Genomic DNA, 23,008 nt, shown 5'->3' on the forward strand with positions numbered 1-23,008 from the left:
AGCCCTGCATCAGGCAAGAATACGCCCATCGCGCATCAAGCCTCCTTGCAGTGGTGACAGGGAGCAAAGGGATTTTTATGAAACGTATTCTGGTCGTTCGCAATGACAAGATTGGTGACTTCATGCTGGCATGGCCGAGCTTCGCCATGCTCAAAGGATCCATGGCGTGTCATGTGACGGCGCTGGTTCCAGCCTACACGGCGCCGCTGGCCCGGCTCTGCCCCTGGATTGACGAGGTGATCATCGATCCGGGCGTCGGTGCCGACAAGGAGCAACAGCGCGCCCTACTGGCTCGTGTCAAGGCGGCGGCGTTCGACGCGTCCATCTGCTTGTTCTCCAACTCCCGCAACGCCATGCTGGTGTGGAAGGCGCACATCCCCTACCGGTTGGCACCGGCGACCAAGCTGGCCCAGGTGCTCTATAACCAGCGACTGGTGCAGCGTCGCTCACGCTCCCAAAAGCCGGAGTCCGAGTACAACCTGGAGCTGATCCGCCGTTTCCTGGCCGATCAGCAGGTGGCCGTGGTGGAGCCCAAGACCCCCTTCCTGCAGTTCGACCCCGCCACCCTGTTGCAGGTGCGCGAACAGCTGGCGCTCAGGCTCAAGCTCGATGCCAGCCGCCCCTGGCTGATGGTGCACGCCGGTAGCGGCGGTTCGGCCAACAACCTCTCCATCGAGCAGTATGCCCGCATCATCATCAAGCTCAATCAGGCCTGCCCCGAGCTGCAGTGCGTGCTGACAGCAGGCCCCGGTGAGGAGAAGATCGCCGAACAGCTGGCCGCAGAGCTGTTGGCCCACGGCGGCAACGGCTGGATCTACCGCTCCAGCGATGGTCTGCCGATGTTCTGTCAGGTGCTGGCCAACGCGGCGTTGTTCGTGGCAGGCAGTACCGGGCCGCTCCACATCGCCGGTGCGCTGGATGTGCCGACCATAGGTTTCTTCCCGATGCGCCGCTCCGCCACCCCGCTGCGCTGGAAGCCCCTCAACAGCGAAGGTCGTCACCTCGCGTTCAGCCCGCCGGAAGATAGCGACCACCCGGAGGATATGAGCCAGCTCGATCCCAAGGCCATGGTACCGGAGATGGCCCGCTGGGCGGCGCCTTTCTGGCAGAAGTAAGGTATCCAGCAATGCAAACAGGGCCCCGTGGGGCCCTGTTTCGTATGGCCGTTATTCCGGCTGCTGCGGTTGCTGGCGCACCCAGAGGTCGGCGTATTTGACGAAGGTGGAGTGGGCGGAGAGGATCGCCAGCAGCAGTCCCTGTTTGCCATCGAGGAAACCGGCTTTGAGCAGGTACATCTTGAGGAAGCAGCCGACGGCGTGGAGCAGCCCCTGACTGAGGGAACCCTTCTTGCCGCGAGCGGTGCGCTGATCGGCCCAGGCACGGGCATAACCGGCGGATTTCACCAGATAGTGCTCCAGATCCCGATAGGTGAAGTGGAGCAGGTCGCCATGGAGATTGACGATCTTCATGTTGGCCCGCACTTCCACCTTCTCATGCACCAGCGCTTCGTTGTAGCTGGTGAGCGCCTTGGGATAGAGGCGCAGCACCCGATCCGGATACCAGCCGCTGTGACGAATAAAGCGGCCAAACACCCAAGAGAGGCGCGGGATCGAGTAGATGGTATCGCTGGCCGGATGGGTCATCACGTTGGCGATAGCGGTTTTCAGCTCAGGGGTGAGCCGCTCGTCGGCATCCAGCCACAACACCCAGTCGGATTGCACATGGGACTGCGCCAGTCTGCGCTGCTTGCCAAAGCCAGGCCACTTCTGGTTGACGAAGAAGCGGGCGCCAAACTCGGCGGCAATGGCCGGGGTCTCGTCCTGGCTGCCGGAGTCCAGAATGACGATCTCGTCCACCAGTCCGTCGAGGGAGGCGAGGCACTTGCGCAGGTTGTCGGCTTCATTCTTGACGATCAGAACGGCAGCCAGAGTCGGTTTTTTCACAAAATTGGGCTCATGGTTATTGCCCGGCTGGTGGGGCGAATGGGTATTGATGGGCCATTCTAACGGAAAAACGGGCCAAAGAGAGAGCCGCCATTGCCCGTTTCTGCCTGCTGTTTACCTGCCTTGCTGGTGTTGTATCTTGCTTGGCAGGAAGAGGGTCACCCCTGGAAAAATGAGGCGGCGGCAGCGCCAAGCAAGGATCTTCTGTTTTTTATCCAGTCATTGCATGTGGCGCCTAATCTCGCCCGATTGGAAGAAGGTCACCGCTGGAAAAATGAGGTGGCTCGGGGGATTGCCAAGGATCTTCTGTTATTTATCCGACCATTCTTGGGGCATAATCTCGCCCAGTGATGATTAACAGTCGGGCCTGTCCCGAGAGAAGACGCGTGATGAAAATATTGGTGATCGGCCCCTCCTGGGTCGGCGACATGGTGATGTCCCAGAGTCTCTACAAGGCGATCAAGGCCAACCACCCGGAGTGTGAGCTGCACGTGATGGCGCCATCCTGGTGCTGTGCCCTGCTGGAGCGGATGCCGGAGGTGGACAAGGCGATCACCATGCCCCTTGGCCACGGTGACTTCAAGCTGGTGGCGCGCCGCCGTCTCGGCAAGCAGCTGGCGGCCGAGAAATACGATCAGGCCATCGTCCAGCCCAACTCCATGAAGTCGGCGCTGATCCCCTGGTTTGCCCGCATTCCGGTGCGTACCGGCTGGAAGGGTGAGAGCCGCTACGGCCTGCTCAACGACCTGCGCAGCAACAAGTCTGCCTTCCCGCTGATGGTCGAGGCCTATCTGGCGCTCGCCTATCCCAAGGAGCAGATGAAGAGCCGGGCCGATATCCCGACCATTCCGCACCCGGCACTCCACGTCGATCTGATCAACCAGAGCAAGGCGCTGGAGCGACTGGGGCTGGATCGCGCTCGCCCGGTGCTGGTGCTCTGCCCCGGTGCCGAGTTCGGCCCAGCCAAACGCTGGCCGGAAGGGCACTACGCCGTGGTGGCCCAGCAGCATCTGGACGAGGGGTGGCAGGTGTGGATCTTCGGCTCCAACAAGGATCTGCCGGTCGCCAACACCATTCGGGATCGGGTCAATCTGCTGACCCGCCCCAACTGCCATGTGCTGGCGGGCAAGACCAGCTTGCACGAGGCGATCGATCTGATGGCGCTGGCCAGCCGGGTCATCTCCAACGACTCCGGCCTGATGCACATCGCCGCCGCCCTCAACCGGCCGCTGGTCGGTGTCTATGGCTCCACCTCGCCGCTCTACACCCCGCCGCTGGCAGATCGGGTCGAGATCGTCCACACCGACATCGAGTGCCGCCCCTGTTTCAAGCGCACCTGCAAGTTCGGCCATCTCAAGTGCCTGATCGACTTGCCGCCGGAGCAGGTGGTCGATGCCTGCAAGAAGCTGGAGCAGAGCCAGTAAGATGCCCTACCGTCTGCTCTACAACCTGCTGATCCATCTGGGATTGCCGCTGGCACTGCTGGCGCTCTACAAGCCGAAGCGGGGTAAGCCCGGCTTTGGTGAGCGCTGGGCCGAGCATCTCGGGCGACTGCCCGCCACCGGCCAGGATGCACCGCTATGGATCCATGCGGTGAGCGTGGGGGAGACGCTGGCCATCACGCCGCTCATTCGTGCCCTCAAGGCGGAGCGGCCCGATCTGCCGATCCTGCTCACCACCACCACCCGCACCGGCGCCGAGCAGGCCGCCAAGCTGGGGGATCTGGTGGTGCATCGCTACGCGCCGCTCGACTACCCCTGGGCGGTGGCGGCCTTTCTCGACACCTTCAAGCCGCGCGCGCTCTGGGTGATGGAGACCGAGCTGTGGCCCAACTGGCTGGCCGCCTGCGAGAAGCACCATCTGCCGGTGACCATCATCAATGCCCGCCTTTCCGAGCGATCTTGCCAACGTTATGCCCGTTTCCACGGTGCCTTCGACGCCCTGAGCCGACCGCTGACTCATCTGCTCTGTCAGCATCAGGACGATGCCGACCGTTTCGCCCGCCTCGGCATCGATCGTTCGCGGCTGGCGGTGACCGGCTCCATCAAGTTCGATATCCAGTTTGGTGACGAGGTGCAGGCCAAAGGGCGTGCCTTGCGTCAGCAGTTGGGCGCTGAGCGTCCGGTCTGGATCGCCGCCAGCACCCATCAGGGTGAGGACGAGCAGGTGCTGGCCGCCTTCGATCTGCTGCTCAAATGCCATCCCGATGCGCTGCTGATCCTGGTGCCGCGCCACCCCGAGCGGTTCGACCGGGTGGCCGAGCTGTGCGCCCCTTACGGCTGTGTGCGGCGCACTGATGGTGCTGCGGTGAGTGCCGAGGATAAGGTCTATCTCGGCGATACCATGGGTGAGCTGCCGCTGATGCTGGCGGCGGCCGATGTGGCCTTCGTCGGTGGTAGTCTGGTGAAGATCGGCGGCCACAACCTGCTGGAGCCAGCTGCGCTCGGTAAACCCTGCCTGACCGGCCCTGCCTACTTCAACTTCAGCGACATCACCCGCCAGCTGGTGGCTCAGGGGGGAGCCGCCATCGTGGCCGATGCCGCCGCACTGGGCGAGCAGGTGAGCCAGCTGTTTGCTGACGGAAATGCCCGCCGTGAGATAGGGGAGCAGGCCCGCGCCGTGGTGCTGCGCAATCAGGGAGCGCTGGCGCGCACTCTCTCTCACTGCCTCGCGGCGCTGGAAAACGACTGACTCCCGGCCATTCACATCCGGCCATTCCTTATCGATGGTCAGCCATAAAAAAACGGAGCGCGATGCGCTCCGTTTTTTTGTTGGCGATGGCCGGGATTAGCGAACGATCAGCCCCAGCAGGATGCCCAGTACCCCGAAGTCGGAGTCGCTGAAGGTGGTGTTGGCAAAGCCGAGGTCGCCCAGTACCGGCAGCAGGAACACCGGCAGGATGGTGAGCAGCAGCAGGCCGTTGGCGAAGGAGCCCAAAATGGCACCACGACGACCACCGGTGGCGTTACCGAATACCCCGGCGGCCGCGCCGACGAAGAAGTGCGGCACCACGCCCGGGATGATGACGGTCAGCCCCATCACGTAGAGCAGCGTCATCCCCACCAGACCGGCGGCAAAGCTCGACAGGAAGCCGATCAGCACGGCGTTGGGGGCGTAGGGGAAGACGATGGGGCAGTCGAGGGCCGGTTTGGCGTTCGGTACCAGTTTGTCGGAGATCCCTTTGAAGGCCGGTACGATCTCGGCGATGACCATCCGCACACCCTGCAGGATGACGTAGACGCCCGCTGCGAAGGTGATGGATTGCATCAGGGAGAACATCAGCCAGTGTTTGCCCTTGGCCACGCTGGTCACAAACTCGGGACCGGCGAAGGCGGCGGTCACCAGGAAGATGATGCCCATGGTGAAGGAGATAGCCACCGGGGTGTCGCGCAGGAACAGCAGGCTTTTGGGCACCTGCACATCTTCGCAGCTGTGGGCCTTGTTACCGAATTTGGCACCGATCAGGGCGGAGAGTACGTAGGAGCAGGTGGAGAAGTGGCCCAGTGCCACATCATCGGAGCCGGTGATCTGTCTCATGAACGGCTGGGCAATCGCCGGGAAGAAGACCATGGCGACACCAACTACCAGGCTGCCGACCGCGATCAGCGGCACGCCGCTCATGCCACCGGCAGAGAGGATTACCGCCACCATCATCGACATGAACAGGGTGTGGTGACCGGTCAGGAAGATGAATTTCCACGGGGTCAGGCGGGCGATCAGGATGTTCACCAGCATGGCGAAGAACATGATCATCGCCATCTCTTTGCCAAATGAGGTCTGGGCGATGGAGACGATGGCCTCGTTGTTGGGCACCACGCCCTTGATGCCGAAGGCGTGCTGGAAGATGACGGCGAAGTCACCCAGCGAGTTGATCACCAGGGTGGCACCGGCCCCCAGAATGACGAAACCCATGATGGTCTTGACCGTGCCCTTGATGCACTCGGTCACCGGCTTTTTCTGGGCGATCAGGCCAATAAGTGCAATCAGGCCAACCAGTACGGCGGGCTCTGACAGCACGTCAAACATCAGAAAATTGAAAAATTCCATGGTCAGCTCCTGGCAATGGAAGATGCGGCCCGCAGGCCGCATGGAGGATGCTTAGAGGGCGCCCAGTTCGCGCAGGGCGGTGGAGAGCTGCTCTTTCATCGCCACCTTGTCGACCATGTTGGCGAGGGTCACCAGTCGGCCGTTGACGCCCATGGATTGCAGCTGCTCGGCGATGTCGCGGGTGGCGACAAAGATCTCCGCGGTTTCGCTACCGGCGGAGGCCAGATCGCGGTGATCCACTTCGGCAGTGACCGCCAGCTCTTTCAGGATGCTCTTGATGCTCATTTCCATCATCAGGCTGGTGCCCAGACCGTGACCGCATACAACCAGAATTTTCATCGTCTCTTCCTTTGTCAGGTGCGCCTTGGCGCAGATCAGTAGCGCGCCAGAATGCGCAAGATGTCGTCTTTGGTGTCGGCCGCAATGATGGCCGCCACGTCCTCTTCATTCATAAACAGCTCGGCCAGCTGGGCGATGGTCTCCACATGGGAGTTGCTGTCGCTGGCTGCCAGGGTCACCAATAGCTGGACCGGGTCGTTGCCTTCGGAATCAAAGTTGACTCCCTGCTTGATGACGGTCAGGCCCAGACCCAGCCGGTTGACCCCATCCTCGGGGCGAGCGTGGGGCATCGCCAGACCGGGGCCCAGCACGTAGTAGGGGCCGAGCTCTTCGTGGGAGCGAAACAGCGCCGCCACGTAGGAGGGCTCGATGGTGCCATTGGCCAGCAGGGGTGCCGTGGCCAGCTCGATGGCATGGCGCCAGTCGCGGGCGGCAGGCTCGATGCGGATGACATCCTCGGTCAACAGTTGAGTCAGCATGGTGGTGATCCGGCTAGTTAAGATGGGGCCAATCTAACCATCTTGCCGATGGGAAACTGTGAGGCTGATCGCGAAAGTTAGCGCTATCAGATAGCGCTAACATGAAACTGTGATAGCGCTATCACTTCATCCATTAACGGGAGTCATCTTGCCCCCGTGATCCGGGAAAGAGGGTAGAATCGGCCCTGAGCAAATAGTCAGTGCCGCACTTTTGCCTTAAAGTGGGCAGCCGCAAGTCAAGGATGGGATGGATGTCAGAAGCAAAGAAGCGCCGTAGCACCGGTCGGGTGACCCTCAACGATGTGGCTCAGCTGGCCGGGGTGGGAGCCATGACGGTGTCCCGCGCCCTGCGTACCCCCGAGATGGTCTCCGACAAGATGCGCGAGCGTATTGAAGCCGCGGTGGAAGAGCTCGGCTATATCCCCAATCGGGCGGCCGGGGCGCTGGCGTCTGCTACCTCCCAAACCATTGTGGTGATCGTCCCCAGTCTGGCGGAAGCAGGTTGTGGCGAGATGATCGCCGGTCTGCAGCAGACCTTGCTCGATGAGGGCTACCAGATCATGTTGGGGGATGCCCAGCACCTGAAGCAGCAGGAAGAGAGCCTGCTGACCAGCTTTCTGCAGCACAATCCGGCGGCGGTGGTGCTGTTTGGCGGCGATCTCGGCGAGACGATCCGGGCCCGCCTGAAAGCTTCTCGTCTGCCGGTGGTGGAAGTTGGGGCCATGGCCCGCAGCCCCATCGACATGAATGTGGGGGTCTCCAACTTCGATGCCGGTTATCAGCTGACCCGTCACCTCATCGAGCGGGGTTATCGCAATATCGGTTTTCTCTGTGCCCGTCAGGAGCAGTGGATGCTGCAACAGCGGATGCAGGGCTGGCAGAAGGCGCTGCTCGATAACTACCTCTCCCCCGATGCCATCATCAACACCTCGGAGCGGCCCAGCTTCAGCACCGGCGCCACCATGCTGGGGGAGTTTCTGCTGCGCTGGCCCGAGCTGGACGCGCTGATCTGCGTTAACGACGAGCTGGCGGCGGGCGTGCTGTTCGAATGCCAGCGGCGCCATCTCGCTGTGCCTGGCAAGCTGGCCATCGCCGGATTCGACGATCTGGATGTGGCGCGGGCTTGTTATCCGACCCTCACTTCGGTCAGGATCCCCTATCGCAAAATGGGGCAGGAGGCCGCCGAGCTGATCCTGCGCCAGCTGGCCGGGGAGTCCGTGAGCGGTACTGCTCTGGCTCTCGACTTTCAACTGCAAAAGCGCCAAAGCAGCTGACTCCCATTTCACACGTCATCAAAGAGGCAACCATGTTCAAGGCTCTGTTACTGGAAAACCAAGACGGCAAGACTGTACCGACTCTGACCCGGCTGGCCGAGAGCCAGTTGCCGGAAGGTGAAGTGCGGGTGGCGGTCGCTTACAGCTCGATCAACTACAAGGATGGGCTGGCCATCACCGGCAAGGGCAAGATCGTGCGCCAGTGGCCGCTGGTGCCCGGTATCGACTTCGCCGGTACCGTGCTCGAATCTGCCGACAGCCGCTATCAGCCCGGCGACAAGGTGGTGCTGACCGGTTGGGGCGTGGGCGAAGGGCACTGGGGCGGCATGGCCGAACAGGCGCGGGTCAAGGGGGACTGGCTGGTGCCGTTGCCCGCCGGGCTGGATGAGCGCCAGGCCATGTGCATCGGTACAGCCGGTCTCACCGCCATGCTCTGCGTGCTGGCGCTGGAAGAGGCGGGCATTACTCCCGCAAGTGGCGAGGTGCTGGTCACCGGCGCGGCAGGCGGTGTTGGCTCCACCTCGGTTGCCCTGCTGGCAGCCCTTGGCTATCAGGTGGCAGCGCTGACCGGTCGCCCGGAAGAGCAGGGAGCCATGCTGACTGCGCTGGGTGCCAGCCGCATCGTGCCGCGCAGTGAACTGCTGGTGCCCGCCAAACCGCTGGAGAAGCAGCTGTGGGCCGGTGCCATCGACACCGTTGGCAGTCAGGTGCTGGCCAAGTTGCTGGCCCAGATGAACTACGGCGGCGCCGTGGCGGCCTGCGGGCTGGCGGGCGGCTTCGATCTGCCGACCAGCGTGATGCCCTTCATCCTGCGCAATGTGCGGTTGCAGGGGGTCGATTCGGTGCTGTGCCCGTTTGAGCGTCGTCAACTGGCGTGGCAGCGACTGGCGCGGGATCTGCCTGCCAGCTTCTTCGCACAGGCGGTCACCGAGATCGGGCTGGAGCAGGTGGTCGAGGCTGCAGAGGCCATCACGCTGGGCCAGATCGCCGGACGCACCCTGGTCAAACTTTGATCTCCCCTTGACTGGCGAGCCCGACATTTCCGGATAAAATTGGAGTGCGGGTGAACTATCCAAGGAGAGTGAAGATGGGTGGACACAAGCCGGATTACGACTCCTCTGATGACGAGTGGGATCCGGAATCCTGGGAAGAAGAGCTGGATCAATGGGAAGATGAAAGCTGGCAGGATGATGACACTTTCGATGACCAGTGAACCACAGCATTAAATGAACAGGCGGGCTTTGGCCCGCCTGATTTTTTTGCCGCGCTCACAAGGTTGACTGTTCGCCCTTGGTCAGTGCCGGGCTGCTGGGTAGAATGAACAGCCCAAATGACACTCAAGGATGACTATGCGACTCACCATCATATTGTTGGCTGCCCTGCTGGGTGGCTGCGTCTCGAACGATGATCCCTGCGAGAAGGTGTGGAGCGAAGTGGGGGAGGCGGATGGCAAGCTGGGCTTCACCAGTGAGCGGATCGCGTTTCATCAGGATCAGTGTGGCAAGAAGGTGGATGCCGAGCTATGGGAGCAGGGACGCCAGAAGGGACTGGCCTGGTATTGCCGCCCTGAGCATCTCTATCTGGCTGGCCGCTCCGGCAGTGAATATCGCGGTGTCTGCCCCAACGATACCCAGGCGCGCAGATTATTCGATCAGGGGCGTCACGGCTGGACCGATCAATGATGTCTGAGATTTGGGGGATTATCGCAATCTCTACCAGTGATGTGATCTCACTGGTTGCGGGATTCATCGCTATTGTGGCGGTATGGTATGCGCGGAAATCAGCTAAGGAGGCGGAGCGAGCCAATAATATGGGACGCCTGAATGCTTTGCTGTCTTTTAGAGCACACTATCTCGAACTGATGCAGAATCAAGAACAAATGGCCGAAGTACTCCGCCACAGTCCTAGTGGGATGGAGGCCGTCAGGGCAAGACATGCAGACCTAGACTCCAAGTTACGTCAGGTGACCGCCGAGCTTGAGCAGTACTACGCCAGACTTGTAAAGGATGAAATCTAGCAAGGTCCTTTTTGGATGGATGTTGGAGCTAGGGGCTACTCCTCTTTCAACCGCAGCGGCTGGCAGAGATAACCCTTGTCATTGGCACTGCGGGCACACTTGCCGCAGACAAACTTGGGTTTGCGCACTATCTTGCGCAACGCCTTGAGATCGGTGGGGATCTCGTGACGGCGCCACTCACACAGGGTTTTACTGCCCATAACGACTACCTCTACGACTCGATGGGCGTATTGTAATCGATTTTCATTTCGAATAAACCGGCGAAGCTCGCTTATTGGCCGATATGCCAATAAGCGGCTGTTTCGGGAGGGATTACTGGTAGAGGAACTTGGTGAAGATGAGCTCGCGCACCGCTTTTTTGCCGGTCTCTTTTACCAGCAGCTCGTTGACCTTGGTCTCGCACTCCTTGCGCAGCTCTTCGCGGCTGACCAGAGATTTGATCTGATCGGCGCTCTTGCTGCCCATCAGGCGGATGATGGTGTCGCGGATCAGCGGGTCATGCTGCTCCAGCAGCTTGAGATCGGCCTCGTTCTCCGCCATCAGCTCCACCGTGACCCGGATATAGCCGAGGGTTTTGCCATCGCTCAGATAGTTGGTGATGATGTCGGGATCGAGCGCGTGGTAGGAGAAGCCCGGCTTGGCGGCCGCTGCGGCCTCTCCCTCTGCGGGCGGCTCTTCTCCCCCGGATGCATATACCTGAAGCGCGCCGCAACTCAGTAACAACACCAGCAGAATTTTGAAGATCTTCATATAGATGGCTCATCAGCAAGAGATACCCCATTTTTGATGCTGCCATCGGGGCCGTCAAGCACGGATGTTCTTACATTTCGCTATTGATTTACGGATAATAAACCGGATTTTAACCTGAACACGGAAATCTCTGGATGGTGAAGCTGTGAAGTCCGAGTTGACTGTTCCCCTCACGCCATTAAGCGGCTGGTTGGCCCCTGAATGTTGCGAGTTGCCCGCCAGCTTGCGCCCCTGGCTGCTGGAGCCTGGCTCCATGACCCGGCGCCTGCGCCAGCACAATCGCCACTTCTCGGTGGCATGGCTGGGCAATCACCCGGTCGCCCTCACTGCCGATGAGCAGTGGCTGGTGGATTCGGCTGCGCCGGTCGGCACCTGCCGCGAAGTGATCCTGCACGGGGATCGGGGGCCCGCGGTGCTGGGTTGGACCCTGTTTGCCGATGATGCGCTGCAAGGGAGCGGCATTGCCGAGCTTGGCGAGCAGCCGCTGGGTGAGCGGATATTTGGCCATGAGCCTGCCCGCCGCGATCATCTGCAAGTGGCGCGCTTCGAGATTGCCGCCAATCCCCGCTGCCCGACAGCCATCGTCTGGGGGCGTCGTTCCCGTCTGTTTCTGGGGCAGTGGCCACTGCTGGTGCACGAGCTGTTTCTGCCCTCTCTCGTCTGTGACAAGGAGCTGGAGTGAATCTGTTAACCAAGGAGCGGGGACTTGCCTACATGCAGTTGGCCCGCGTCGATAAACCTATAGGCACTCTGCTGCTGCTGTGGCCAACCCTCTGGGCGCTCTGGCTGGCCGCTGGTGGCCTGCCCAATCTCTGGGTGCTGACCGTGTTTGTGGTCGGAGTCTTTCTGATGCGCTCGGCCGGGTGTGTTATCAACGACTATGCGGATCGCAACTTTGACGGCCACGTCAAACGTACTGCTGGTCGGCCCTTGCCCACGGGCAGGGTCAAGCCGTGGGAGGTACTGGCGCTCTTTTTCGTGCTGGCGATCATCTCGTTTGCGCTGGTGCTGACCATGAATCCGCTCACCATCGGCCTGTCGTTTGTCGGCCTGCTGCTGGCGGTGAGCTATCCCTTCATGAAGCGCTTTATCTCCAACCCCCAGCTGGTGCTCGGGATGGCCTTCTCCTGGTCGATCCCGATGGCCTATGCGGCGCAGGCGAATGCCCTGCCGCTGGTGGCCTGGTTGCTCTTCTTCGCCAACCTGCTGTGGACCGTGGCTTACGACACCCAGTACGCCATGGTGGATCGGGATGACGACCTCAAGCTCGGCCTCAAGTCCAGTGCCATCCTGTTTGGTCGCCATGACAAGCGGATCATCGGGGCGCTGCAACTCGCGGCGTTGCTGCTGTTGCTGGCGGTGGGCCATCTGATGACGCTGGGCGGCTGGTATTACTGGGGATTGCTGGGGGCGGCGGTGCTGTTTGTCTATCAGCAGCGGCTCATTCGCGAGCGGCAGCGGGAAGCCTGCTTCCAGGCGTTTCTCAACAACAACTATGTGGGGGCGCTGGTGTTTGCCGGTCTGGTGCTCGACTACCTGCTGGCGTGATAGCGCGCTGCGTAAAACGGAATGAAAAAAGAAGGCCGCATGATGCGGCCTTCTTTGTTTTCGTTGCAGATCAGAGCTGGTTGCCTGCCTGAATGGTACGGCGGATCTTGTTGCTCAGCAGCGGCACTATGTTGTCGGCCAGCGCCTGGAAGCGGCCCAGATCCGGCTTGCACTCGGGGGAGAGGTAGCCCTCTTTGCGCAGGGTGTGGATAAGGGTGCTGAACAGCTTCTGGTCGAAGAACTCGGGGGCGTTGATGCCGTGCAGGGTGCCGAGGCGCTCTGCCATCATCAGGCCGTCCGCTTCCAGCTGCTCCGCCTCGATACGCGGCTGGGCCAGTACCCGGGTCAGCACGATGGCGTAGCGTTGCAGGGTCTCCTGAATGCTTTCTGCCAGCAGCAGCAGGCGCATCTGGTTGCCCGGATTAACCCAGTAACCGCCATCGCGCAGCTCAATCAGTTGCTGGGCTTGCAGGGCATCGAGCAGGCTGTCTACCACCGCCGGTAGATCTTCTTCTTCATAATGCAGGAACAGCTCGGTCTTGAGCAGCGGATAGATGTCGATGCAGCGGGCCACGATCTCGCTGTGGGAGATCCCCTCGCAACGCTCGATCAGCGCCGCCACCAGGGAGGGCATGGCGAACAGGTGCAAGATGTTGTTGCGGTAGTAGGTCAGCAGGATCGCCTGATAGCGGTCCAGACTGATGATCTGCCCCAGCTTGTCTTCGCTCACCTCGAACTTGTTGAGCTCCATCGCCTGATCCAGCAGGGTCTTGGCATCCTCATCCGGGATGGTGCTCTGTGGGCTGTAGGGCACCTGCTTGAGCAGATCCATATAGGTGTTGAGCTGGGCCTGCAACTCGTCGCGGGTCAGGGCATGACGCTCGGCGGCCAGCAGTGCCAGCGCACTTAGGGTCAGGCCGTTGACGGCGGCAGCGGCATTGATGCGAGTCATCAATAGCTCGGCCAGATTGTTGACTGTGCCCGCCATCCACTCAGGGCGATCCTCTTCGCCGATATGGGATTTCCACTCCGGGACGTGTTCACTGAGGTAACTGTTGAGGGTCAATGGCTCACCGAAGTTGACGAAGCCACGGCCGTAGTTACGCAGCTTGCGCAGAATGCCGAGCACCTGCAGGAAGCTCTCCTTCTCCTTGCGGCTGCCCTTGAGTTCGTTGTGGTAGGTGTTCACCTCCATCACGTGCTCGTAGCCCAGATAGACCGGCACCAGGGTGACCGGCCTGTCCAGCCCGCGCATCATCGCCTGCAGGGTCATCGCCAGCATGCCGGTCTTGGGCGGCAGCAGACGGCCGGTCCGGGAGCGGCCCCCTTCGGTGAAGAACTCCACCGAGTAACCCTTGGCAAACAGCAGGTTGAGGTATTCACGGAATACCGTGCTGTAGAGCGGATTGCCCTTGAAGGTGCGGCGAATGAAGAAGGCGCCGCCGTGACGGAAGATCGGGCCTGCTGGCCAGAAGTTGAGGTTGATGCCTGCCGCGATATGGGGCGGCACCATCCCTTGGTGGTAGATGACGTAGGAGAGCAGCAGGTAGTCCATGTGGCTGCGATGGCAGGGGACATAGACAATCTCGTGCCCTTCCTGCGCCAGCTGGCGTACCTTCTCGGCGCCATTGACCGACAAACCGCGGTAGAGCTTGTTCCACAGCCAGCCGAGGAAGCTCTCGCCCAGGCGGATCAGCCGGTAGGAGAAATCGGAGGCAATCTCATCCATGTAGCCGTGGGCGCGCTTTTGCGCCTTCTCGAGGCTAATGTTCTCGCGCTGGGCTTCTTCTTCAATGGCTTGCTGGATCACCCCTGAGTCGAGCAGCTGTTTGAACAGCAGATTGCGGTTGGGCAGTTTCGGTCCGGTGGCGGCCAGCTGCTGGCGACTGAAGTGGGTGCGGGCCACGCGCGCCAGCTTGTGGGCGATGGCTTCATCGGTGCCGTGTTTGTCTGCCATGTGGCGCAAAGAGAGCGGCGGCGAGAAGCGCACCAGATTCTCACGACCCTTGAGGATCACGATCAGCGCCTTCTTAAGCCGGTTTGGCGCCAGGCTGCTGATGATGTTGAGGCCGGAGGCCTCTTCCCCTTCCCGACCCGGGGCACGGCCCCAGAACAGAGTAACGGGCACCACCTGGATATCCAGCTCGGGATCCTGCTTGTGCAGATCCAGCAGCTGGTGGAACTCTTGCAAGAACGGCAGCGGCTTGCTGCGCTTGCCGAACAGGGGAGGCGGACGATCCAGACAGACGTAGCGCGGCAGCAGCTGGCCATTGAGCTCCAGCGGGGTGAAGGGGCCGGGCAGACCGAGATCCTCGCAGCACTGCTGCAAGGTCATCAGGTCGGTGATCGAACTGGTTTTCAGGGCATAGACAATGGGTCTGTCCGGGTCCAGATTGAGCTCGGTGATGGGATTTTCCGGCAAGCTCTTGTGATTGACCAAGCCACTGACCGGCCATTGCAGGATGGCTCTGGATATCTTCTGCCCTATGGACATGTGCGTCTGCTCTCCAAAAAAATGCGGCGTGAGCATAGCAAATCGGTAGCCCCTTGTCGCCGAGAGGTACGATGAGTCGGCTGCGCGAGATCAAAACAGTGATAAATGCAGGGTGGGTTGCGACAAATGTCAGCTGTGCCTTGCCTTGGCTGGCACACTGTATATACTGCCAGTGTGCTGTATAAAAAAACAGGTGCCAATGCTATGAAACCCCTTACCCCCCGCCAGGCCGAAGTGCTGGAGCTGATCAAGGTAAACATGAGCGAGACCGGTATGCCGCCGACTCGTGCCGAGATTGCCCAGAAGCTTGGTTTTAAATCGGCCAATGCGGCCGAAGAACATCTGAAGGCCCTGGCCAAGAAAGGGGTCATCGAGATCATGCCGGGCACGTCCCGCGGCATTCGCCTGTTGCTCGAAGAGGAAGAGGTACTGGCAGAGAGTGGTCTGCCGCTGATCGGCAAGGTGGCCGCCGGTGAACCCATTCTGGCTCAGGAGCATATCGAGAGCCATTATCAGGTGGATCCCGCCCTGTTCCATCCGCGGGCAGATTTTCTGCTGCGGGTACAGGGAATGAGCATGAAGAACATCGGCATTCTGGATGGTGACCTGCTGGCGGTGCACAAGACTCAGGATGTGCGTAATGGTCAGGTGGTGGTCGCCCGTCTCGATGAGGATGTCACCGTCAAGCGCTTCCAGCGCAAGGGCAGTCAGGTATGGTTGTTGCCGGAGAACGAAGAGCTATCCCCCATCGAGGTGGATCTCTCCTGCCAGCAGCTCACTATCGAGGGGCTGGCGGTTGGAGTGATCCGCAACGCCGACTGGATGTAGTTCTTCCCTCCAACTGCGTTTGCCACACGGCCTCCTTCGGGAGGCCGTGCTGTTTCTGGCGCACTTTCCCTGTCATATCAAGCAGATCGTCGGCGGTGGCATTTTTGTCCTGCGTGACCGGTTACCAATCATCTATTTCAGATATATGCTCAGATCAGTGCCCTGTCGCCGAGACGGGGCTCGGCTCCTCATGCAGGCAACGTCAATGAGCCGTTATGGGAGGGCCGGTAACAACGAGAATCGGGCAGTACACCTTCACGGGATATGAAGGGGGAGTGGGGAGATCCCGAGCCCTGTCGGGCAGAGGGGACCACTCGTAGGGTTGCAGTTAGTTGTGACGGGCCTGACGATCGCTCAGGCCGATGCAGCAATATGACCTGTCGGTCAAGGAGGACTGGTATGGCATCAAGATCGCCATGGGATTCAGAGGTGGTAGTTGTACCATCGACATCGTCTATCACCCGTTGTGTCAAAGGTAGCCGGATGACCTGGTTTTATGGTCTCTGGTTACACCACAAGGGGTCACACTGGACACTCTGGTTGGGATGCCCGAAGGAGAAGGTGGTGCGCCTGGTGTTACTGTTCAAGCGGGGTCATGGCGATCGCCAGGGGGAAGAGGGCGTGCTGGCCCCGGTCATTCCCATCGGCGTGCGGGCCATCGGCAAGATGTTGCAGCAGGGACGCAACGCTCGCCCCTGAGCAGAAGAGGCAAGCAGACGCACACCTAACCGGCACCCGAGGGGCCGGTTTTTTTATGGTCTGAACTGGCGAGCAATTGTGCCAAATGGTCGGTTCCTGACTGTGCGAGACACAAGGTTGGCCCACCTTGCTGGCTCGCTGGGGTACAATGCTCCTCTTGTCCGGTCACTGCTGGCCATCTACCTCGAACTTAAAGGGTCTCTTGTGATGATGAAGCTCCGCTATCCCCTGCTTTTTCTGCTGCTGACAGGTTGCCTGATCCTGGCGTTCTACGCCACCCAGCCTGAGCAGCCGCAACAGGCTGACTACTATCCTGCGGGGCGGGATATCAACGATTTCGCCTTTACCGATGCGGACAACAAGCCGTTCACCCCTGCCAACCTGAAGGGGCACTGGACCTTTCTGTTCATCGGCTATACCTTCTGCCCCGATATCTGCCCCACCACGTTGGCAGATATGCGCTCTGTGTATGACCAGCTGAAGAAGATGGCCCCCAACAGTCAGGTGGTGTTTATCTCGGCAGATCCCCAGCGTGATGACATTCCCCGTCTCAAGACCTACACCGCCTTCTTCAATCCCGAGTTCAAGGCGGCCACCGCCCCCCACGACAAGCTGTTTCCGTTCGTGCGCAATCTGGGGCTGATCTACTCCATCGCCAATCAGGGGGAGAAGGATTACCTGATCGATCACTCCGCCTCCATCGTGCTCATCAATCCCAAGGGTAAGCTGCAGGGGGTATTCCGCCCGCAGGTGGCGCCGGGTGAGGTACCAAGGGTGCAGATGGCCACCATGTTGTCTGATTTTTCCCGCATGATGAAGCTGGCTGGCTACTGAGAATGACCCAGCCGGTTGCCCCATGGTGGCGTGATCCTTCCCGTCACCGTGCGGTCTTTGTGCTTGCCCTGCCCATGGTCTTCTCCAATATCTCCACTCCCTTGCTGGGGCTGGTGGACACCTGGGTGATCGGTCATCTCGGTCAGGCCTGGTTTCTGGGGGGCGTCTCGGTCGGCGCGACCCTGATCAATCTGATCTTCTGGCTGCTCGGCTTTCTGCGGATGTCGACTACCGGACTGACGGCGCAGGCCCACGGTGCCGCCGACGGCCGCGCCCAGCTCGATACCCTGCTGCGGGCGCTGGGGCTGGCCATCGCCATGGGGCTGATGCTGCTGTTGTTGCTCTTTCCCCTGTTACCCCGACTGATCGCCCTGAGTGGCGGCTCGGCAGAGGTGCAGCTCTATGCTAGCCACTATGTTGAGGTGCGGATCTGGAGCGCGCCGGCGGCGCTCTGCAATCTGGTGATCATGGGTTGGCTGCTGGGGATGCAGGATGCCCGCAGCCCCATGGTGATGCTGATCCTCACCAATCTGGTCAATATGGCGCTCGATGCGCTGTTTGTGCTGGGGCTCGGCTGGCAGGTGCGGGGTGTGGCGGCGGCCTCGGTCATGGCGGACTACTGCGCGCTGGCCGCCGGGATCTGGCTGGTGCGCCGTCAGCTGCGGCAACTGGCGCCGACGGTGTGGCAGGATGGCTGGCAGCGCTGGCGGCAACTTGCCCCCATGGTGCGGCTGCTCGGCCTCAATCGCGATATCTTCCTGCGCTCCCTCTGTTTGCAGCTTTGCTTTGCCTTTATGACCCTGCAAGGGGCGCGGCTGGGGGATGTGGCGGTGGCTGCCAATGCGGTGCTGCTCAACTTCCTGATGCTGATCTCCTATGGGCTCGATGGCTTTGCCTACGCGGTGGAGGCCATGGTGGGGCGGGCGATCGGCCAGCGGGATCGGCAGAAACTGCGGGAGGCCATTGTGCTCAATCTGGGCTGGGCCGCCCTGATTGCGACCGCATTTACCCTGGGCTTCGCCCTGCTGGGTGGCTGGCTGGTGGAACAGATCACCGACATTCCGGCGGTAGTGGCGGAGGCGAACCGCCAGCTTCCCTGGCTGATCGCCATGCCGCTGCTGGCGGTCTGGTGCTTCTTGCTGGATGGAGTCTTTATCGGGGCGACCCGGGCGCGGGAGATGCGTAACAGCATGATGCTGGCCGCATTTGGCGGCTTCTTCCCGATCTGGTGGCTCTGTCAGTCGTGGGGTGTGGCCGCCTTGTGGGCGGCGATGGCGGCGCTGATGGTGGGGCGCGGTCTGTCGCTGGGGGTCAGCTGCTGGCGGTTGGAACGCAGCGGGCAACTGCTCGACGCCCGCCACTGATCCGTGATGGCGCTTACATGGCGCCGTCGTAACCGAGCTGGCGCCAGCTCTCGTAGACGAACACCGACACCGCGTTAGAGAGGTTCATGCTGCGGCTCTGGGGCACCATAGGGATGCGCAGCCGCTGCTCGAACGGCAGGCTCTCGATGATCTCGATGGGCAGGCCGCGACTCTCCGGGCCAAACAACAGGGCATCGCCGAGGGCAAACTGTGCCGCTGAGTGCGCAGTGCGGCCCTTGGTGGTGCAGGCGAACACCCGTTTGGGCGCCACGGCTGCCAGAAAAGCTTCATAGCTCGGCCAGCGCTTCACCTCGGCAAATTCGTGATAGTCGAGTCCCGCCCGCTTCACCCGCTTGTCATCCCACTCAAATCCCAACGGCTCGATCAGATGGAGCCGATAACCGGTATTGGCGCAGAGCCGGATGATATTGCCGGTGTTGGGCGGAATTTCAGGTTGGTAGAGGACGATATCGAGCATGACGAGCTCCTGCAAAGGGATGTAAAGCCAAGAAGGGGCGCCAGCATACCCAGCGCCCGTTCAGATGAAAAGGATCAGGCGATGGGCAAGCGGATGGTGATGGTCAGCCCGGTCGGGTGATTGTTGCTGGCCGCAATGGTGCCGCCGTGGCGCTGAATGGCCTCTGCGGCGATGGCCAAGCCGAGCCCGGTGCCGCCGGTCTTGGCGTTGCGAGCATCATCGACCCGGAAGAAGGGCTGGAACAGCAGCGCTTGCTGCTCGTCAGGCACCCCGGGACCGTCATCCCGAATGATCATCACCCACTCCAGCCCCTCCCGATACCAGTCTACCTTGATGAACTCGCGGGCATACTTGAGGGCGTTGCGCAGGGGGTTCTCCACCGCTCGCGCCAGCAACTCGGGCCACATCTGGATTGATTCGGCAGGCAGCGGCTGCAATCTGAGCTGCTTGCCACTCTGGTTCGCCTCGAACATGGCATCCTCGAGGATGGGTTCCAGTAGCGCAGCCAGCGGATGGATCACCGGTGCCTCTACGTGCTGTTGCACCCGCGACAGATCCAGCAGATCGCCGATCAGCTTGTCCAGCCGTCCTATCTCCGATTCGATCCGTGCCAGCTCGGCGCTGTCCCCCTGCTTGCGGCGGATCAGCGCCTGCGCCAGCTGCATGCGGGTGAGGGGGCTACGCAGCTCGTGGGAGATATCAGAAAGCAGCTGTTTCTGCTTCTGGATCATGCTCTTGAGCGTCTCCACCATGCGGCTGACGTTGTCCGCCAGCTGGCCAATCTCGTCCCCCCGTCCCAGGTTGGGGATCTGCACCTCCAGATTACCGGCCGCCAGCTGGGAGACCGATTTTTGCAGTTGCAGGATGGGGCGGGTCAGCCGCCAGGCCAGCAGCAGGCAGAGCGGGGTGCTGACCAGCATAGAGATGCCCAGAATGCGGATCGGGTGGTCCAGCACCTGAATGAACAGGAACAGGTAAGGGTTCTCGGCATTGAGGCCGAAATAGACGTGGTAGCTGTGACCGTGATGCTCCATCAGAAAGGGGCCGGCGATCGCTTTGCGATCCTCGTTGCCCAGCATGGGGTTGGCCGGGTCATCGGCATCCACCATGAAGCGCACCACGAACTTGCGGGGATGGGCGGTGGATTGGATCTGCCCCTTCTCATCACGGATGTAGACGTTATCCACCGGCAGCATGGCGATTTTGTCCATCACCCTGCTCAGGTCGAAATCCCGATCCGGCTCGGCGGCGTTGAGCAGGGCCTGCACGTTATTCTGCATCCGCGTCGCTTCATGGGTCGGCAACGGGATCTGGTTGCGGGGATCCAGGGTTGGCAGGCTGATCACCGCAGCCAGCATCACCAGCAACATGAACCAGAACCAGAGGAAGATGTGGGTCGAGATGCTGTTGAGGGAGCGGGGGCTCTCTATTCTTGTTCTAGCCACAGGTAACCGCGCCCCCTTACGGTTTTGAAGCGGGGCTGGTCATCGGTACGATCGGGCAGCTTCTTGCGCAAATTACTCAGGTGCATGTCGATAGCGCGATCGAAGGGCTCCAGCTTTTTGCCCAGCACCTGTTCCGAGAGGTGGCTCTTGCTGACGATCTGGCCGGGGTTGCGCAGCAAGCACTCCAGCAGCCCGAACTCGGTGGCGGTCAGCTCCAGCAGCTGTTCGCCGCAGCGGGCTTGTTGCAAGCCGGGTTGCAGCACTATATCCATGAAGTGAACTTCGTCGGAGGCGTTGCCACGCTGGGGTGGGGCGCTCTGAGTGCGGCGCAGGATGGCACGTACTCTGGCCAGCAGCTCCCGATCATCAAAAGGCTTGGCCAGATAGTCGTCAGCCCCCGCCTCCAGACCGTTGACCCGATCCTGGCTGTCGCCGCGCGCAGTCAGCATCAACACCGGGGTGTCGTGGGTCTTGCGCAGCTTGGTCAGCATGGCAAAGCCGTTTAGTCTGGGCATCATCACATCCAGCAGTACCAGGTCAAAAGTCTGCTCGGTCAGCCGCAGCAGTCCCTCTTCACCATCCTCTGCGACCGTGACCTGAAATCCCTCAAGGGTCAGAATTTCGGTAAGCAACTGGGTCAATTCAAGGTCGTCATCAACGAGGAGTATTCTGTTCATCTGGAGTTATTCCGCAGATTTTCGCGCCAAACTGGCGCCGGGGTCAGGGTATAATAAGTTTTTCACCGTCATAGGAAAGCCGGTTTTGAGCCATCAACAATATTCCCGTTGGGTGACCTTTGCCAGTGTGGCTGCGGTCGCCACTGCTACCGTGCTGATTATCGGCAAACTGATCGCCTGGTTGATGACTGACTCATCGACTCTGTTGGCGTCACTCACCGACTCTTTTATGGATGTCAGTGCCTCCATCATCAACCTGTTTGCCATCCGCTATGCGCTGGCCCCTGCCGATGACGAGCACCGCTTTGGTCACGGCAAGGCGGAGTCGCTGGCGGGGCTGATCCAGTCTGCGTTCATTTCGGGCTCGGCGCTGCTGCTGGTGATGCACGGCATCTCGTCGCTGCTCAATCAGGCTCCGATCCATCGACTGGAGGCGGGGCTATGGGTCAGTGGCGGGTCTATCGTGTTGACCCTGCTGCTGGTCAGTTTTCAGGGTTTTGTCATCCGCAAGACCAACAGCGTGGCCATCAAGGCCGACATGCTGCACTACCGTTCAGATCTGCTGCTCAATGCCGGTGTCTTGCTGGCGCTGGTGCTGGCGGGGCAGGGGTGGTACTGGGCCGACGGCCTGTTTGCCATCCTGATCGGGCTGTTCCTGTTGTGGGGAGCAGGACACATCGGCTACGAGTCGGTGCAGGCGCTGCTCGATCGTCAGTTGCCAGCCGAAGAACAAGCGAGAATAATGGCCCTCTGCTGCGCCGTAGAAGGTGTGCATGGTGTGCATGATCTGCGTACCCGTCAATCCGGGCCGACTCGCTTCGCTCAGTTGCATCTGGAGCTTGATGATCAGATCCCGCTGGTCCAGGCCCATCAGATCGCCGATGAAGCCGAACTGGCGGTGCGCCAGGCATTCGAGCGGATGGATGTCATCATCCACATGGACCCCATCTCGGTGCTGACAAAAGAACAACAGAGCCCCCACCCCGAACAACAGTAGGCTGCAACATGGATGAACTGGTTGCCAAAACCTGGCAGAAAATTCAGCAAGAAGCACAGTGCATGGTGACCGAAGAGCCCATGCTGGCCAGCTTTTTCCACTCCACCATTCTCAATCACAAGAATTTGCGGTCGGCTCTCAGCTTCCAGCTTGCCAACAAGCTCGACAGTGCCACCATGCCGGCCATCGTCTTGCGCGAAGTGATCGAGCTGGCCCTGCACAGTGAACCGCAACTGCTGGCCGCTGTCGCGGCTGACATCTGTGCCGTGCAGGAGCGGGACCCGGCGGTCGATCTCTTCTCCACCCCGTTGCTCTATCTCAAGGGCTTCCATGCCCTGCAGGGCTATCGGGTTGCCAACTGGTTGTGGCGGCAGGGGCGGCGCTCGCTGGCGCTCTATCTGCAAAACCAGATCTCGGTGGTGTTCGGGGTCGATGTGCACCCGGCCGCCCGCATCGGCAAGGGGATCATGTTTGACCATGCCACTGGCATCGTGGTCGGTGAAACCGCGGTGATCGAAGATGATGTCTCGATCCTGCAGAGCGTGACCCTCGGCGGTACCGGCAAGGAGAGCGGCGATCGCCACCCCAAGATCCGCGAAGGGGTGATGATAGGGGCGGGCGCCAAGGTGCTCGGCAATATCGAAGTGGGCATGGGTGCCAAGATCGGCGCGGGCAGCGTGGTGATCAACCCGGTGCCCCCTCACACCACTGTCGCCGGGGTGCCGGCCAAGATCGTTGGCCGCCCGGATTGCGACAAGCCTTCACTGGATATGGATCAGTGCCTCTGATCCCCTG

The 23,008-nt window shown here is 60.9% G+C and carries 27 protein-coding genes; 17 read left to right on the plus strand and 10 right to left on the minus strand.

All coding sequences use genetic code 11. The features are described 5' to 3' along the window. Positions 1-77 precede the first annotated feature (77 nt). On the plus strand, positions 78-1,115 hold the full coding sequence (locus ACY8FN_RS03990) for a glycosyltransferase family 9 protein (protein WP_463099288.1): 1,038 nt from the start codon (positions 78-80) through the stop codon (positions 1,113-1,115). 51 nt (positions 1,116-1,166) lie between these two features. On the opposite strand, the gene ACY8FN_RS03995 is transcribed toward ACY8FN_RS03990, so the two are convergent. Further along, on the minus strand, positions 1,167-1,943 hold the full coding sequence (locus ACY8FN_RS03995) for a glycosyltransferase family 2 protein (protein WP_463099289.1): 777 nt from the start codon (positions 1,941-1,943) through the stop codon (positions 1,167-1,169). Between the two features lie 93 nt (positions 1,944-2,036). On the opposite strand from ACY8FN_RS03995, the gene ACY8FN_RS04000 reads away from it, so the two are divergent. Genes ACY8FN_RS04000 through waaA form a run of 3 tightly spaced genes read left to right on the plus strand, consistent with a single transcriptional unit; the run spans position 2,037 to position 4,634 of the window. Next, a complete protein-coding gene (locus ACY8FN_RS04000; RefSeq protein ID WP_463099290.1) occupies positions 2,037-2,294 on the plus strand; it encodes a hypothetical protein in 258 nt (85 codons plus the stop codon). A gap of 38 nt (positions 2,295-2,332) precedes the next feature. After that, positions 2,333-3,367, plus strand: coding sequence for a lipopolysaccharide heptosyltransferase II (gene waaF / locus ACY8FN_RS04005; protein ID WP_101319407.1), 1,035 nt, complete (start codon positions 2,333-2,335; stop codon positions 3,365-3,367). A gap of 1 nt (position 3,368) precedes the next feature. Beyond that, positions 3,369-4,634: a lipid IV(A) 3-deoxy-D-manno-octulosonic acid transferase gene (waaA, locus tag ACY8FN_RS04010; protein ID WP_463099291.1), complete on the plus strand. Its 1,266-nt coding sequence runs from the start codon at positions 3,369-3,371 to the stop codon at positions 4,632-4,634. A gap of 96 nt (positions 4,635-4,730) precedes the next feature. Here waaA and ACY8FN_RS04015 read toward each other — a convergent pair whose 3' ends face one another. From ACY8FN_RS04015 to ACY8FN_RS04025, 3 genes are read right to left on the minus strand one after another with little or no spacing between them, the layout of a single operon-like run. Continuing rightward, positions 4,731-5,990 carry a PTS ascorbate transporter subunit IIC gene (locus ACY8FN_RS04015; protein ID WP_463099292.1) on the minus strand — a complete coding sequence of 420 codons (1,260 nt, stop codon included), beginning with the start codon at positions 5,988-5,990 and terminating at the stop codon, positions 4,731-4,733. Between the two features lie 51 nt (positions 5,991-6,041). Then, positions 6,042-6,329 carry a PTS sugar transporter subunit IIB gene (locus ACY8FN_RS04020; RefSeq protein ID WP_042022659.1) on the minus strand — a complete coding sequence of 96 codons (288 nt, stop codon included), beginning with the start codon at positions 6,327-6,329 and terminating at the stop codon, positions 6,042-6,044. A gap of 35 nt (positions 6,330-6,364) precedes the next feature. Then, entirely contained in the window at positions 6,365-6,808 is a 444-nt protein-coding gene (locus ACY8FN_RS04025; RefSeq protein ID WP_042022661.1) for a PTS sugar transporter subunit IIA, read from the minus strand. Between the two features lie 251 nt (positions 6,809-7,059). Here ACY8FN_RS04025 and ACY8FN_RS04030 point away from each other — a divergent pair, with 251 nt between their 5' ends. The 5 genes from ACY8FN_RS04030 to ACY8FN_RS04050 all read left to right on the plus strand — a co-directional run bounded on the left by ACY8FN_RS04030 (position 7,060) and on the right by ACY8FN_RS04050 (position 10,099). Then, positions 7,060-8,082 carry a LacI family DNA-binding transcriptional regulator gene (locus tag ACY8FN_RS04030; protein ID WP_068979333.1) on the plus strand — a complete coding sequence of 341 codons (1,023 nt, stop codon included), beginning with the start codon at positions 7,060-7,062 and terminating at the stop codon, positions 8,080-8,082. A 32-nt stretch (positions 8,083-8,114) separates the two neighbouring features. Further along, positions 8,115-9,095 carry an acrylyl-CoA reductase (NADPH) gene (gene acuI, locus ACY8FN_RS04035; protein WP_463099293.1) on the plus strand — a complete coding sequence of 327 codons (981 nt, stop codon included), beginning with the start codon at positions 8,115-8,117 and terminating at the stop codon, positions 9,093-9,095. A gap of 74 nt (positions 9,096-9,169) precedes the next feature. Next, positions 9,170-9,295: a hypothetical protein gene (locus tag ACY8FN_RS04040; protein WP_256029019.1), complete on the plus strand. Its 126-nt coding sequence runs from the start codon at positions 9,170-9,172 to the stop codon at positions 9,293-9,295. A 136-nt stretch (positions 9,296-9,431) separates the two neighbouring features. Further along, on the plus strand, positions 9,432-9,764 hold the full coding sequence (locus tag ACY8FN_RS04045) for a DUF2799 domain-containing protein (RefSeq protein WP_162515611.1): 333 nt from the start codon (positions 9,432-9,434) through the stop codon (positions 9,762-9,764). Further along, positions 9,761-10,099, plus strand: coding sequence for a hypothetical protein (locus ACY8FN_RS04050; RefSeq protein ID WP_463099294.1), 339 nt, complete (start codon positions 9,761-9,763; stop codon positions 10,097-10,099). Before ACY8FN_RS04045 ends, ACY8FN_RS04050 begins: the two co-directional genes overlap by 4 nt. A gap of 35 nt (positions 10,100-10,134) precedes the next feature. Here the strand turns inward: ACY8FN_RS04050 and ACY8FN_RS04055 are convergent, their stop codons facing one another. Then, positions 10,135-10,299, minus strand: a complete 165-nt coding sequence (locus ACY8FN_RS04055) for a hypothetical protein (protein ID WP_098971330.1) — start codon at positions 10,297-10,299, stop codon at positions 10,135-10,137. A gap of 112 nt (positions 10,300-10,411) precedes the next feature. Then, the gene (locus ACY8FN_RS04060; protein WP_101319398.1) at positions 10,412-10,849 is read right to left on the minus strand and encodes a flagellar basal body-associated FliL family protein; all 438 of its coding nucleotides are present in this window, start codon (positions 10,847-10,849) and stop codon (positions 10,412-10,414) included. 145 nt (positions 10,850-10,994) lie between these two features. Between ACY8FN_RS04060 and ACY8FN_RS04065 the strand changes: the two genes are divergently transcribed. Beyond that, the gene (locus tag ACY8FN_RS04065; protein WP_463099295.1) at positions 10,995-11,531 is read left to right on the plus strand and encodes a chorismate--pyruvate lyase family protein; all 537 of its coding nucleotides are present in this window, start codon (positions 10,995-10,997) and stop codon (positions 11,529-11,531) included. Continuing rightward, a complete protein-coding gene (gene ubiA, locus ACY8FN_RS04070; protein ID WP_139692706.1) occupies positions 11,528-12,397 on the plus strand; it encodes a 4-hydroxybenzoate octaprenyltransferase in 870 nt (289 codons plus the stop codon). Before ACY8FN_RS04065 ends, ubiA begins: the two co-directional genes overlap by 4 nt. Positions 12,398-12,467: 70 nt before the next feature. On the opposite strand, the gene plsB is transcribed toward ubiA, so the two are convergent. After that, entirely contained in the window at positions 12,468-14,891 is a 2,424-nt protein-coding gene (plsB, locus tag ACY8FN_RS04075) for a glycerol-3-phosphate 1-O-acyltransferase PlsB (protein ID WP_463099296.1), read from the minus strand. Between the two features lie 204 nt (positions 14,892-15,095). Between plsB and lexA the strand changes: the two genes are divergently transcribed. From lexA to ACY8FN_RS04095, 4 genes are all read left to right on the plus strand, one after another. Further along, positions 15,096-15,719 carry a transcriptional repressor LexA gene (lexA, locus tag ACY8FN_RS04080; RefSeq protein WP_042022677.1) on the plus strand — a complete coding sequence of 208 codons (624 nt, stop codon included), beginning with the start codon at positions 15,096-15,098 and terminating at the stop codon, positions 15,717-15,719. 483 nt (positions 15,720-16,202) lie between these two features. Continuing rightward, complete coding sequence (locus tag ACY8FN_RS04085) at positions 16,203-16,418, plus strand: hypothetical protein (protein WP_101323291.1); 216 nt, start codon at positions 16,203-16,205, stop codon at positions 16,416-16,418. A 207-nt stretch (positions 16,419-16,625) separates the two neighbouring features. Next, positions 16,626-17,252 (plus strand): SCO family protein, encoded by a 627-nt coding sequence (locus ACY8FN_RS04090; RefSeq protein WP_172954751.1) that lies wholly within the window; start codon positions 16,626-16,628, stop codon positions 17,250-17,252. A gap of 2 nt (positions 17,253-17,254) precedes the next feature. Beyond that, a complete protein-coding gene (locus ACY8FN_RS04095; RefSeq protein WP_463099297.1) occupies positions 17,255-18,616 on the plus strand; it encodes an MATE family efflux transporter in 1,362 nt (453 codons plus the stop codon). A gap of 13 nt (positions 18,617-18,629) precedes the next feature. Here ACY8FN_RS04095 and trmL read toward each other — a convergent pair whose 3' ends face one another. The 3 genes from trmL to ACY8FN_RS04110 form a co-directional block, all read right to left on the minus strand. Further along, positions 18,630-19,094 (minus strand): tRNA (uridine(34)/cytosine(34)/5-carboxymethylaminomethyluridine(34)-2'-O)-methyltransferase TrmL, encoded by a 465-nt coding sequence (trmL, locus tag ACY8FN_RS04100; RefSeq protein WP_101319386.1) that lies wholly within the window; start codon positions 19,092-19,094, stop codon positions 18,630-18,632. A gap of 74 nt (positions 19,095-19,168) precedes the next feature. Continuing rightward, on the minus strand, positions 19,169-20,539 hold the full coding sequence (locus ACY8FN_RS04105; protein WP_392390309.1) for an ATP-binding protein: 1,371 nt from the start codon (positions 20,537-20,539) through the stop codon (positions 19,169-19,171). Beyond that, the gene (locus tag ACY8FN_RS04110) at positions 20,521-21,216 is read right to left on the minus strand and encodes a response regulator (protein WP_098971311.1); all 696 of its coding nucleotides are present in this window, start codon (positions 21,214-21,216) and stop codon (positions 20,521-20,523) included. The genes ACY8FN_RS04105 and ACY8FN_RS04110 overlap by 19 nt, the downstream gene beginning before the upstream one ends. A gap of 85 nt (positions 21,217-21,301) precedes the next feature. Here ACY8FN_RS04110 and fieF point away from each other — a divergent pair, with 85 nt between their 5' ends. Further along, positions 21,302-22,213: a cation efflux pump FieF gene (gene fieF, locus ACY8FN_RS04115; protein ID WP_101319384.1), complete on the plus strand. Its 912-nt coding sequence runs from the start codon at positions 21,302-21,304 to the stop codon at positions 22,211-22,213. A gap of 8 nt (positions 22,214-22,221) precedes the next feature. Then, positions 22,222-23,001: a serine O-acetyltransferase gene (gene cysE, locus ACY8FN_RS04120; protein ID WP_042022685.1), complete on the plus strand. Its 780-nt coding sequence runs from the start codon at positions 22,222-22,224 to the stop codon at positions 22,999-23,001. The last annotated feature ends 7 nt before the right edge of the window (positions 23,002-23,008 follow it).

Source organism: Aeromonas sp. 160P (genome assembly GCF_055193095.1).